At 49.0% G+C, this 11676-nt stretch carries 10 protein-coding genes; 5 read left to right on the top strand and 5 right to left on the bottom strand.

What is annotated here, in order from left to right:
• Positions 1-447 precede the first annotated feature (447 nt).
• A complete protein-coding gene (locus tag ACN0YR_RS24820) occupies positions 448-1365 on the top strand; it encodes a diacylglycerol/lipid kinase family protein (protein WP_417851906.1) in 918 nt (305 codons plus the stop codon).
• 360 nt (positions 1366-1725) lie between these two features.
• On the opposite strand, the gene ACN0YR_RS24815 is transcribed toward ACN0YR_RS24820, so the two are convergent.
• Positions 1726-3195, bottom strand: coding sequence for a Gfo/Idh/MocA family oxidoreductase (locus ACN0YR_RS24815; RefSeq protein ID WP_417851905.1), 1470 nt, complete (start codon positions 3193-3195; stop codon positions 1726-1728).
• Positions 3196-3560: 365 nt separating this feature from the next.
• Here ACN0YR_RS24815 and ACN0YR_RS24810 point away from each other — a divergent pair, with 365 nt between their 5' ends.
• On the top strand, positions 3561-4046 hold the full coding sequence (locus tag ACN0YR_RS24810; protein ID WP_417851904.1) for a tRNA (cytidine(34)-2'-O)-methyltransferase: 486 nt from the start codon (positions 3561-3563) through the stop codon (positions 4044-4046).
• 407 nt (positions 4047-4453) lie between these two features.
• Entirely contained in the window at positions 4454-5239 is a 786-nt protein-coding gene (locus ACN0YR_RS24805; protein ID WP_417851903.1) for an SDR family NAD(P)-dependent oxidoreductase, read from the top strand.
• Positions 5240-5357: 118 nt separating this feature from the next.
• Here the strand turns inward: ACN0YR_RS24805 and ACN0YR_RS24800 are convergent, their stop codons facing one another.
• Together ACN0YR_RS24800 and ACN0YR_RS24795 are read right to left on the bottom strand one after the other, a co-directional pair.
• The gene (locus ACN0YR_RS24800) at positions 5358-6722 is read right to left on the bottom strand and encodes a PQQ-binding-like beta-propeller repeat protein (RefSeq protein WP_417851902.1); all 1365 of its coding nucleotides are present in this window, start codon (positions 6720-6722) and stop codon (positions 5358-5360) included.
• Positions 6723-6805: 83 nt separating this feature from the next.
• Positions 6806-7588: a 3-keto-disaccharide hydrolase gene (locus ACN0YR_RS24795; RefSeq protein WP_417851901.1), complete on the bottom strand. Its 783-nt coding sequence runs from the start codon at positions 7586-7588 to the stop codon at positions 6806-6808.
• Positions 7589-7797: 209 nt separating this feature from the next.
• Between ACN0YR_RS24795 and ACN0YR_RS24790 the strand changes: the two genes are divergently transcribed.
• On the top strand, positions 7798-8247 hold the full coding sequence (locus tag ACN0YR_RS24790) for a hypothetical protein (protein WP_417851900.1): 450 nt from the start codon (positions 7798-7800) through the stop codon (positions 8245-8247).
• Positions 8248-8275: 28 nt separating this feature from the next.
• Here the strand turns inward: ACN0YR_RS24790 and ACN0YR_RS24785 are convergent, their stop codons facing one another.
• A complete protein-coding gene (locus ACN0YR_RS24785; protein WP_417851899.1) occupies positions 8276-8875 on the bottom strand; it encodes an HAD family hydrolase in 600 nt (199 codons plus the stop codon).
• Between the two features lie 89 nt (positions 8876-8964).
• Entirely contained in the window at positions 8965-10008 is a 1044-nt protein-coding gene (locus ACN0YR_RS24780; protein WP_417851898.1) for an alkaline phosphatase D family protein, read from the bottom strand.
• Positions 10009-10298: 290 nt separating this feature from the next.
• On the opposite strand from ACN0YR_RS24780, the gene ACN0YR_RS24775 reads away from it, so the two are divergent.
• Positions 10299-11411: a pyridoxal phosphate-dependent aminotransferase gene (locus ACN0YR_RS24775; RefSeq protein ID WP_417851897.1), complete on the top strand. Its 1113-nt coding sequence runs from the start codon at positions 10299-10301 to the stop codon at positions 11409-11411.
• Positions 11412-11676 lie beyond the last annotated feature (265 nt).

The following is an 11676-nucleotide window of genomic DNA, read 5'->3' as shown; positions in this document are numbered from 1 at the left end:
GAGCCCCACACAACCAATAGACTAAATCACCAATCACCTCAAATCTACTGAAAAACTAAAAGAAAGATGCTCTAGAATGATCGTTTTCATCCGCTGGTCACTCAGACCGGCATTGCTGTCGGTGAATTTGCTGCACTCGCGCCAAAGAAAGTCCCTTCCAATTCAGTAAGCAGCATCTCTACTGAGCCTCTCCCTCGCTCTCGCGAGACCAATTCTTCTCTTTTTTTGCAGGGACAAACGTCATACCACCGATGATTGCACCCAGAATGTTTCAGGATCGGTTGTGATTGCGTATCATCTCGATACGACGGAAGAACTTCTCTGATTTTTTTGGAAAACCGTATGTGACGCATAGAATGATCGTGGTCAAATTGGCTGCACCTCGCCTGATAGGTCAATACAACAATTGGTTTGAATTGATGTCGTCGCTGGAATTGAAGTTGACGGATGAACGCTACTGGAGAAAACAACCTGGAAAACGATTCCCCCTGGGTGGCCATTCAGCGCAATCCGCGATCAGGCGCCGGTCTGCAATCGAAGCCGCTTCGTGAGTTGATCGCAGAATTTCGAAAGCTGAAGATACGCCCCCGACTCTATTCGAAACGTGAAGAACTCGACGAGGCTGTCAATCACCCGATAAAAAGAAAGTCTCTACGCGGGATCGTGGCTGCAGGGGGGGACGGGACTCTCCTGGATGTGATGAATCGCCACCCCGGGATTCCAGTCGCGATTCTTCCACTGGGAACGGAGAACCTGTGTGCGAAGTACTTAGGGATGCCGCGAGACGGGAAGGTTGTTGCCCGCGTCGTGGCGGAGGGGCGAACGGTTCGCTTTGACGTCGGTCGTTTGGCGAGTCAGCGATTTATGGTGATGGCGAGTGTCGGATTTGACGCTTCTGTCATTCACTCAGTACATGCCGTGCGGAAAGGGCACATCAGCCGCTGGACGTACTTGAAGCCCATTGCAGAGTGTCTCTCATCGTACAACTACCCGGAGATTCGTGTTTTCATTGATGATTCCCCGACCCCAACGATTGGGCGAATGGTCGTCATTGCAAATCTCCCATCTTACGCGCTGGGCTTAAAAGTTGCTTCCAATGCACGTGCAGACGACGGCGTACTCGATGTCCGTGTCATGCAGCGGGGGTCGATTCTGCATATGTTCCGCTACCTGGGGCTGATCTATTATCGATGGCACGAGCGTGCGAAGGATGTTGTTCAACTTCGAGGAAAACGAATCCGAATTGAATCAGACGAGCCAATCCCCATTCAAATCGACGGAGACCCGGCGGGATATACGCCGACCGAAATTAACGTCGAGACCAACGTTGGAGAACTGTTCGTTCCGCGAGACCACAAGATTTAACGCTACACGTTTGCTGAATGTTCAATGTGGTTGAACCTCATGCAAAAAGCCCGCTCCTGAGGTATCACTCAGGAACGGGCGGTCATGTTAGAGCAGTTTGCTCTACCGTATGCCCGTGAAAAACGCATTTCTCCAGTAAAATGCTGTTCGCCACGGGGCAGAACCTGCAAACTAATTCGAGAGATTCTCTTGAAACGAGATCAGCAACTCTGAAACCTATTTAGAACTGATCCTGGAACTTGAAATTGCTCTCTCAAACGTTGAAAAAAGCGACTATTCCAGAGGTTTTCGGACTGGTTCTAAACAGTAGAAATATCGAGATGTTTCCCATGTGATGTGAGAACTTCTCAGTTCCGTCACTCACGAAGGAGGATTCCCATCCTTCCAAGGGCCAGCGAGTTTCATGTAAGCTGGCTCTTCAAGTTTGCTGCCATAGTCGCCAGCTTTCCATCCCGGGATATGTTTCGGCTCACCACGGTTCTCAGAGATCTTTTCCCATTGAGCCGACCAGGACTCTCCCTTCTTGTGAGCTTCATATGCATTCACAGGTCCGGTCTTCGGGTCGAAGTAGTAACAGACTCCGGTGCGGTAACTTTGTGCTCCCAGCAGCACTGTTGTCACGGCGGCGGCTCCCAAGTCTGGAGGGTTGTTGCACATCATTGGATCGCCGGCGTTCATCGCAGCGACCCAGTTTTTGAAGTGCTCATAAGTTTGATCACCGATTGGCTCGGTTTGAATCTCCTCTTCTTTCAGCTTGCTGTTCCGGGTCACTTGGGGACGCTCAGGGATGTATTGAATTTTGTCCCCTTTGAAAATGAACGATCCGAAGTGGCCGCGAATACACTGTTCGATGCGGGACTCCTGATTGCACATCGTCGAGGAGACCAGTCCATGCACACCTTCCGGGAAATCGGCAGCGACGGTCGCCACATCGGGAACATCGCGACCATCGTATTCCAGATACAAACCGCCAGCCCCGACGACGCGGCCGGGGTATCTCAAACCGGTCGCTTTGAGCATCATGGTGACACGGTGCACGAACAGGTCGGTGTACATTCCCGAACCGAACGGCCAGAAACGACGCCATTGGCGATACACTTCACGATCGAACGGACGTTCTTCGGAGAGACCTTCTTCAACCCCCAGCCATCGTTGCCAGTCGATGGTTTTCGGAGTCATCTCTTTTTTGAGCTCGTAGTATCGCCATTGTCCCATCGCGGAGTTGCGAAAGTATTCCGTTTGGAACATCATCACTTTTCCGAGCTTCCCTTCATCCAGCAATCCGCGAGCATGATCCCAGACAGGTTGTGACGTTCCTTGAACACCAACTTGCACAACCTTTCCAGATTTCCGCCAGGCTTTTTCAACTTCGAGAGCCTCCTCGACGAACTTCGTCATTGGTTTTTCACAGTAGATATCCAGCCCCGCTTCCAGCGAATCCAGAATTTGCTTGTGATGCCAATGGTCAGGAGTGGCAATAGTCACTGCATCGAGATTTTCCTTCTCGATCATGTCGCGGTAGTCAACGTACTTTGCCGGCTCGTTTCCGTTTTCCTGCTTGATGTAGTCCGCAACTTTGTCTCGTTGAACGGAATAGACCTCAGCAACGGCAACAAGTTCGATATTCGCACCTTCGTTTTTCAACTTCGCCAGCGATTTCACATGAGCTCCAAACCCGCGTCCTCCCGGACCGATAAACCCAATACGGATGTTTTCGTTGGATGATCGGGCTTTGGCAGACCGTGCGTTGAGAAGTGTGATGGCAGATGCTCCGGCTGCAACAGTCCCGGAGGTTTTCAGAAAGTCACGTCGGTCAACGTTTTGAGTCATGTCGAATTCCTAATCGTTTTTGAGGCGAGAATGGTGATGAGATCGACGATTGAGTGTCGAAACTTTTGTAGGGTTTTGACTATCGATCCAATTCCTCTGCAAAGTACGCGATTCTCTCTCTTCGAGAGGTCATATCCAGGTTTCTGGATCAATTCTGAAACACTTTTGTGTTTCCGGGATCTGCAAAGAGTGCTTTTCGTGTGACGGCTATTTCATCAACACAAGACTGAAAGACGAAACAAATTTTGGACCACTTCTAGAATAACGGATTGGTGTTCGTTGAAACAATCGTGTCATGAACATTAAAGAGGTCTCTACGGAAACGAGTTCGCTGATCGTATTACTGTATTCTTGATGAAAAATCGATGACCGACCAGACCGACCCCATTCTTCATGTTGTTTTACACTCTCCGGAAATCCCACCAAATACAGGGAATATCGGGAGGAGTTGCGTCGCCATTGGAGCGAAACTTTGGCTAGTAAAGCCCTTAGGCTACTTATTGGACGATAAATATTTACGTCGAGCCGGAATGGACTATTGGCAGTTTCTGAACTACGAAGTCGTTGAAAATTGGGAAGAGCTGCGTCAACGAATAGGTGAAGAGAAGCAGTATTGGTACTTGACGAAATTCGCGACGAAGCTGGTTTGGGAGGCGGAATTCACGCCGGGAGACGTGCTTGTTTTTGGAAGTGAGGGAAGTGGGCTTCCATCAGAAATTCGCGACGAGAACCCGGACTCATGCCTCAAGCTTCCGATGTATGAAGAGGTCCGCAGCCTGAATCTGGCAAGCACTGCCAACACAGTCGTGTATGAAGCGATCCGACAATTTGGTGGACTCAGCAACTCTTAAAGCAAATCCCATCACGGTTTTCATGGGCACGAGCAGCATTAAACATGCTTTCAATGAACGTGGTTGTTACAGATTTAGCGGATTAACACGGATTGATTTTGCTCGAAAACCTGATCCCGGGGAAATGGCTCAAGCCCAACTCACGTGCGGATTTCGTGAAGTTGTGCCGTGATCACCCGCACAATCCGTGAAATCTGTCAGATTCGTGAGTGAAATTCATGAAGGACAAGGTGGAGATGCACCGAATTCGACAGAGGGCCGACATCCATTGTTGGTGTGTTTTGATTGCATCTTGGAAGAACGCACTAGAGAATGAACTCACATTTTACACCATCCAGCCCAATTCATATCAGTCTCTCCACAGGAGAAACTGACGCGAAAAACATCGCCACTGGACACAGATCTTCATGTCGAACGAAATCGTTTTAATTACTGGAGCTTCGTCTGGAATTGGCTGGGAACTTGCAAAGCTGTTCGCAGCAGACGGAAGCGAGTTAATTCTAGTTGCCCGGCGGCTTGATCGACTCGAAGAGTTGTCGAAGCAACTCCAGGAGAAGCATGGGACAACCTCGACGCTTTTTCAAATGGATCTTTCAGTCCCCGGCTCGGCTGAAGAGCTGTTCTCGAAAGTTCAGGAAACCGGGAAGCAGGTCGATGTTCTTGTCAACAATGCAGGGTTTGGGCAAATCGGTCGCTTTGAGGAAATTTCCCTGGAGCGGCAGACAAAGATGTGCGAACTCAACATCGTTACGTTGACGCAACTGACACACATGTTTTTAAATCAAATGGTCCCGCGTGATTCCGGCGCCATCTTGAACATCGGTTCAACAGCGTCATTTCAGCCTGGACCGAACGCTGCGGTCTACTATGCCACGAAGGCGTATGTTCTTTCCTTCTCGGAAGCACTCCACGCTGAACTTTGGGGCAAAAACATTTCCGTCACATGCCTTTGTCCTGGACCAACAAAAACTGGGTTTGGAGACGATTCCGACATGGGATCACTTCCGATGTTCACAAACAACATCATGGAAGTCGAGAGTGTCGCGAAAGCGGGATATCGCGGACTACGCAAGAAGAAACGGCTAATCGTTCCCGGAGTTTTCAACAACCTGCTCGCGTTCTCAAATCGATTCGCAGCCCGCCCCATCCCGCTTTGGATCGTCAAACGAATGCAGACTCTTCCAAAATCTTGAGAGCGCTGAATCGGAAAACGGACTGGCTCACGCTGGGAAATGTGATTCAGTAAATGTTGGTAGAACCACTGGGCGCGGAGCGCTACGAAGAACCAAGAGGGGCGAATGTCCCAGCGACTCAATTCTCAACCGAAACGTTTTTCTTCGCACTCGCGCTTTCTGTTTCAAAGCGGTAAAGTTTCTGCTCGGTTCGAATGATGAGCGCGTTCTCGATAGCCACCGGGGTTGCCTTGATTTGCCCCGAGATCTGATTCGATGCGACCTCTTTGTAGGTGTCATTCGGCTCGATGACTTTGACAATCCCTTCCTGGTTGGCGAAGTAGATTTTTCCGTTCGCGAAAAGTGGTGATGCCACATAGTTCCCGCCGACCCGTTTGGCCCACACGGTTGTTCCGTCAATCGCATCGAAGCAAGTTGCAATCCCGGTATCTCCCATCACGTAGAGCCGATCATTGATGAGCAGCGGAGATGGCTGAGTCGGAATGTTTCGTTTCTCAACCCAGGCAACGTGCGTTTCTGACACGTCACCAGTTCCATCGATGCGGATCGCCCAGAGTTGAGCCTTTCCAAAACCGGTCGAAATGTAAACCATCCCGTTTCCGACGACGGGTCGTGGGACAACAGAAAAGCCTTTCCCATGAGAGACCTTCCAGATTTCGTTCCCGGTCTTTGGTTCGTAGGCGACAACCCACTGTGACCCCATACAGATCAGTTGCTCTCGCCCGAGACGGTCTTTGACATAAATGGGCGTGTCGAAAGATTTTTTGCGGTTCCCATCAGGTGCGTCCATCTCAGGACGGTCAGTTTTCCAGACAGTCTCTCCGGTCGTCTTGTCGAGAGCCATCACGTACTGCTTGTCGACACCATCGCAGATAAGTATCAGCAGGTTCTTGTAAATGAACGGTGAACTTCCCGGTCCCACGCTATGGTTCTGAGGGATCTGGTTCTTCCAAACGATCGAGAGACTATTTCGATCGATGCAAAAGGTCCCATAAGTCCCGAAGTGGCAGTAGATATATTTCCCGTCGATGAATGGTGTCGGTGAGGCGTAGCTGTTCATTCTGTGAATGGAATCCGGTTTTTCGACATGAACGAGATCGATCATTTCGTCGAGTTTCCCGGAATTCAGGTTGACGGTCACCAGCTTCAGCGTGATTGATTTTGCAATTTGCTTCTCATGGAATTTCCGAGGTTCGTCGCCTGCTTCAAGAAGAAGCTTTTCTCGCTCACTTTCATCCGGGAAGACTTCAATCGCTGTTGTCAGCCAGAGTTTGCCATCTGCAATGACAGGCGAAGACCACCCCTTGCCCGGAATAGGAGTTTTCCAGGAGAGATTCTTCAGCTCTGAAAACTCCACTGGAGGTTGCGTACCAACCGAGATTCCATCACCACGAGAGCCACGGAATTGCGAAATCTCTGCTGCTTCCGCAACCAGTACAGACGATCCCATGAACAATGCGAAGACTGCAAAACGTAATTGCATAGCTGACCTGTCAGTGATCGAGGTGGGAGAGAATATTGAGAAAGCCCCTTGAAAAAATTCAACAAAGGGCAATCCGTGATCTGTTACTCGTCGTCTAAGACCATTATTTCAACTTTACGGAACTGCAGGGGATGGCTTTCTGATTGAAGCGAAATGGTTCCACCACTCAGCATTTTCCCACCCTGTTTTTTGATCAATTTCTGTGCGAATTCGTCTCGGTCGTCCAGCTGTGGTTTTTCGTACTCCAGGACGACTTCACCATCCAGAATATGTTTGATGATTTTGTTGCCTCGGACTTCAATTTCAGCCGTCACCCACTGGTCACCATGATACGTCTTTGAAGTTGAACTGATGCAGTGTCGCGTAATGAGTTTGTCATTCATGACGACATTCGTTCCAGGAGTACACAAGTTGGAAGTAGTACGTGGGTCTGTTCCATTTCCACCAAGAAGTTGAACTTCAATTGATGTCGGAAAGTCCTGATCCTTCGCCATTCCTTTGGGATCTTCGCCGTGAACCATGACTCCACTGTTCCGAAGAGCCCACCCCTCACCGCCGGGGCATTGTTCGCCAATGAAGCGATACTCCACTCGAAAGCGGTAGTTGGAGAATGAGTCTTTGTAAAAGAGGTGACCGAACTTGCGGTCAAACTTGTCGTAGCCATCGTACGAGACGGTCATCAGTCCATCTTCGACACGAAATGTGTTGGCGTAGTTCTCTCCGTATTCAAAGCCCTTGATCTTCGGTGTCCAGCCGTCGAGGTTTTTTCCATTAAACAGGGAAACCCATTTCCCTTCTTCAGCAGATGCAAATGTGCTGAGAGTCAAGCTGAGTGCGAAAACAGAAAGGCATCGAAACAAATTCATCTGTGATTCCCGAAATGAAGGCAATGAAGGCATAGAGGGAGATTTGCAGCGTTTTGCGTCGTGCATCATAAGACGGTTTTCTCACGAACGCCAATCAACCGGCAGTATTCGCCGATGGGGCAGACTGGACATCAGATTCTTCTGGCGTTGAACGCTGAAATCGAATAGTCACACTTTTCGCGGGTGACCATTCGGTTCCAGGGATTTCTATGAACAACTCATTGTCACGACGACACTTCATATCAACGTCAGCTGCTGCGTTGATTACGACTTCAACTTCTGGATGTGGGACGTTTCTCTATCCAGAACGGGTCGGGCAGCAACGAGGTGGTTTTCAAGATGTCGACTGGACCGTAGCAGGCATGAACGCGGTCGGCCTGGTCTTTTTCTTTGTCCCCGGTGTAATTGCTTTCGCGGTCGATTTCTACAACGGCTCGCTGTTTTATCCACCAGGGCAATATGGAAGCTTGCAGCCGGTTGAGCTGAAAACAGTCTCATTACCGCCAGGTGAACCTTCGCTCACACTTGTCGAAACTACGGTTTCAAAAGAGATCGGGAAACCAGTCCAGCTGGAAAAAGAAAACTTCGTAGCGGAAAAAATGAGTTCGATAAAAGACTTCTGGGGGACCTACAAGAAAGTCTCGACGAAAATTTCTTAAGAGCTGTTCACTTCAAAAGATTCCTCACTCAAATGATGGAATACTCACGGAGCGTCGCCCGAAAATTTTCGGGAGTTGTAAACTGCTCGGCATTGAGTCCGTATGTCCGAGCTGCTTCGACATATTCCAGGATATCATCTGTATAAAGACATTCGTGAGGATTGCATTGAATCTTCTGAAGGGCGACTTCAAAGATTTCGCGCTGCGGTTTGACCGCCCCCACTTCGTATGAGAGAACCAAATCATCGAAGAGCTCCAAGTGGTCGAAGTTTTCACGAATCCAGTTGATATGTGTGACACACGTATTTGAAAGCAAAACGAGTCGCAGCCCTCGCTGCTTCAGTTTATCCAGAAGTTCGCGCATTCCGGGGTTCGGTGTGAAGATCTCACCGGCAGCCCGTTGCAGACTAGGGAGATCCGATTTCTTTCCCAAAGCAGATTCCAGCTGTTGTTGAATCTCTCTCTCCGAAAGCTCTCCTCGGTCAAATCGCAGCATTGATTTTTGATCAAAGAGAACTGCTTTGACCTCCTCCACAGAGGACTCGAATAATTCTGCGATCTGTTCACACATCCGTTCATGCGAGAATTTGAGCAGGACATTCCCGAGATCAAACAGAATTGTTTTCATCTTCACACCCTCTTTCGAATTTCAACCATGCCTCATGCATTTGCATTCTGCGAATTTCCTGACAGTTTCGACAACATGTCAGCAGAAATTCATTTCGACCTTGCTTGAAGTTCAGAGAGTTTCAGAGTGTTCTGAAGTTGTAGTTTTGAGTTGATATCGCGGATCTGAATTTTGATTGTCGGATCAGCCTTTTCCCAATCAATCTGAATGACTCCGTAGTTCTCTTTATGGTAAGTCGAATCGCTGATGCGGTATTGGTTGTCGGTCGGCGTCCCGCGTGGATGAATCTGATTGAAGCTGCTGGATGTGAAATCGTAGATGGGATAATCAACGTTTTCGTCGGTCATGGAGAACTCGGACCAGTGTCGGTCTCCACTGACAATGAAAGCACCGCTTGCTTTTGTCTTGCTGATTAAGTCGAACAGACGCTGCCGTTCCCGAGGCAAGTTTGCCCATGTCTCCTGTCCGGCATCGGAAGGGACACATTGAATTCCTGACGCGATGATGCGAACTTCAGCAGGCTTCTTCAATTCTCCTTCCAGCCATTTCCATTGAGCCTCTCCCAATAACGTTTTCGCAGGATCGCTATCGGGAATGTAAGGCCCTCCGACGCGACGCTCTGCAGATTTCTTGAGAGTCGAACGGAAATATCGCGTATCGAGAAGCAATATTTGAATGCGTTTTCCCTCTGGACCGAGAATCACAGAGTCGTAAATTCCTTCGCGTGTTCGACGGGGCGAGTCTTTTTCAACTCCCCAGAAGTCGAGAAATTCCTTCTGAGCCTCAACACGTTGCGGATAGTCTGCTCCTCCGTCATTGATTCCATAATCGTGATCATCCCAAACTGCGAAGATTGGAGCATGTTGTTTCAACGCTTGAAAATCTGTATTTTTCGCGAGTGTGGCGTATTTTTCCCGCATCACTTTCATGTCGTGTGTGTCTGCGTAGATATTGTCGCCCAGAAACAGAACGGCATCTGCCTGCTGCTTCGCCATCTCTCCCAGAATCGGCATTGGTCGGTCCTGCTTAATGCATGAACCGAAGAGAATTGTCTCGACCGGTTCAACAGCATTTGCGGAAGAGCAACTGATGAGAATGATAACGGACAACAGTCCTGCGAATCGATGGGTCATATTTTCGTCTAGCGTTTGATTCAAAAATTGTTTTCTCAGAGGTTCATAGACTTTCGTTATAACTTAACGGGCATTCTCTGAGAGGAGAAATGTCGGAGTAAAATTATTTGTCTCGTTCAACTTCTACGATGTTCAGAGAACAGGTAAAGTGAGAGGATCTCACAGCTGAAGTTGTGTCAGAATACAATGACTCCGCAACGTAAACACCGAGATTGTACGCCGACTCTGGGGACACATTTTCTCAAAGTATGAACGTGCGGAACTAAAAGAATGAAAAGTGGACAGAAACGATGAGTGAAGAGTGGATCGCAAATCGAATGCACCAGATCGATGCATCTGGAATCCGGAAGGTCTTTGACCTCGCAGCCAACATGACGAATCCGGTCAATCTGAGCATTGGCCAGCCGCATTTTGATACTCCGGAGTCGATCAAGAATGCGTTAAAGGAAGCTGTTGACCAGGGACGAAATGCCTATAGCCAATCGCAAGGCATCAAGCCGCTACTGGATTCGATTCAGCAAAGTGTGGACTCCGAGTACGGTCACGCTGACCGAAAAGCTTTCGTCACCAGTGGAACAAGTGGCGGGTTGATGCTCGCTCTGTGCAGCCTCGTCAATCCGGGTGACGAGGTCATCGCGTTTGATCCATGGTTCGTGATGTACAAGCATCTGACGACGCTCGCTGGCGGGACATACAAGTCAATTAACACTTACCCGGACTTCACGATTCCCATTGAGAAGCTGCGCGCGTCCATCACTGAGAAAACGAAAGTTATCCTCTTCAACAGTCCTGCGAATCCAACGGGGCATGTTGCGAGTCAAGAAGAAGTGAAAGCCCTTGCAGAGCTTGCTCGCGAACACAACATCGCATTGATCAGCGATGAAATTTATCGCGCGTTCTGCTACGACGAAGAATTCGTCAGTCCGGCTAAATATAACGACCAGACCATAGTGATTGACGGTTTCAGTAAATCACATTCAATGACCGGATGGCGTGTCGGCTGGTGTCATGGCCCAGAACATGTCATTCAGCAGATGATTAAACTTCAGCAGTTCACCTTTGTCTGCTCTCCGCACCCGATGCAATGGGCTGCTTCTGAAGCTTGGGGCTACGACATTTCAGATCGTGTTGCAGAGTACAAGCAGAAACGGGATTTTCTACGGGATAAACTCCAGAACCACTTCGAGATTCATGGTGCTGGCGGAGCATTCTACATGTTCATCAAAGCTCCTTGGGGAACGGGGACCGAATTTGTCAAGAAAGCGATTGAGAACAATCTACTCATTATCCCCGGCAACGTTTTCAGCTCGGAGGATACACACTTTCGAGTCTCCTACGCTGCGACTCAAGAGACACTCGAACGAGGAGCGGAGATCTTGATCAAGATGGCAGAGCAGAAGTGATTGGAATCACTTTCTCCAGACGCAATGTAAAACGAAGAATGTAAAGAGAAGACCGTCCTTTAACTTCCGGTGACTTACCGGGAGTTAAAGGAGCACTGAAGCTCTAAATGAAACATGCTTTTAGAGCATCTTTCGAATTGGTTTGCAGATTCTGCCTCGTGGCGAACAGTATTTTACTAGCGAAATGCGTTCTTCACGGGCACACGGTAGAGCATCCATGAGGAAGTTTCTGTCAAGTCGGGAGTGAGACGATTGCGGGATTTTC

Origin of the sequence: Thalassoglobus sp. (assembly GCF_048270125.1) — a bacterium.
Lineage (GTDB): Bacteria > Planctomycetota > Planctomycetia > Planctomycetales > Planctomycetaceae > Thalassoglobus.
The sequence above is the reverse complement of the archived record's forward strand: the minus strand, read 5'-3'. Positions and strand labels throughout refer to the sequence as shown.

Excerpts from the sequence above, each read along its gene's own strand:
- ACN0YR_RS24790 (WP_417851900.1), top strand. The coding sequence starts at position 7,798 with ATGAACAACTCATTGTCACGACGACACTTCATATCAACGTCAGCTGCT.
- ACN0YR_RS24805 (WP_417851903.1), top strand. The coding sequence starts at position 4,454 with ATGTCGAACGAAATCGTTTTAATTACTGGAGCTTCGTCTGGAATTGGC.
- ACN0YR_RS24795 (WP_417851901.1), bottom strand. The coding sequence starts at position 7,588 with ATGAATTTGTTTCGATGCCTTTCTGTTTTCGCACTCAGCTTGACTCTC.
- ACN0YR_RS24800 (WP_417851902.1), bottom strand. The coding sequence starts at position 6,722 with ATGCAATTACGTTTTGCAGTCTTCGCATTGTTCATGGGATCGTCTGTA.
- ACN0YR_RS24820 (WP_417851906.1), top strand. The coding sequence starts at position 448 with ATGAACGCTACTGGAGAAAACAACCTGGAAAACGATTCCCCCTGGGTG.
- ACN0YR_RS24775 (WP_417851897.1), top strand. The coding sequence starts at position 10,299 with ATGAGTGAAGAGTGGATCGCAAATCGAATGCACCAGATCGATGCATCT.
- ACN0YR_RS24785 (WP_417851899.1), bottom strand. The coding sequence starts at position 8,875 with ATGAAAACAATTCTGTTTGATCTCGGGAATGTCCTGCTCAAATTCTCG.
- ACN0YR_RS24810 (WP_417851904.1), top strand. The coding sequence starts at position 3,561 with ATGACCGACCAGACCGACCCCATTCTTCATGTTGTTTTACACTCTCCG.
- ACN0YR_RS24780 (WP_417851898.1), bottom strand. The coding sequence starts at position 10,008 with ATGACCCATCGATTCGCAGGACTGTTGTCCGTTATCATTCTCATCAGT.
- ACN0YR_RS24815 (WP_417851905.1), bottom strand. The coding sequence starts at position 3,195 with ATGACTCAAAACGTTGACCGACGTGACTTTCTGAAAACCTCCGGGACT.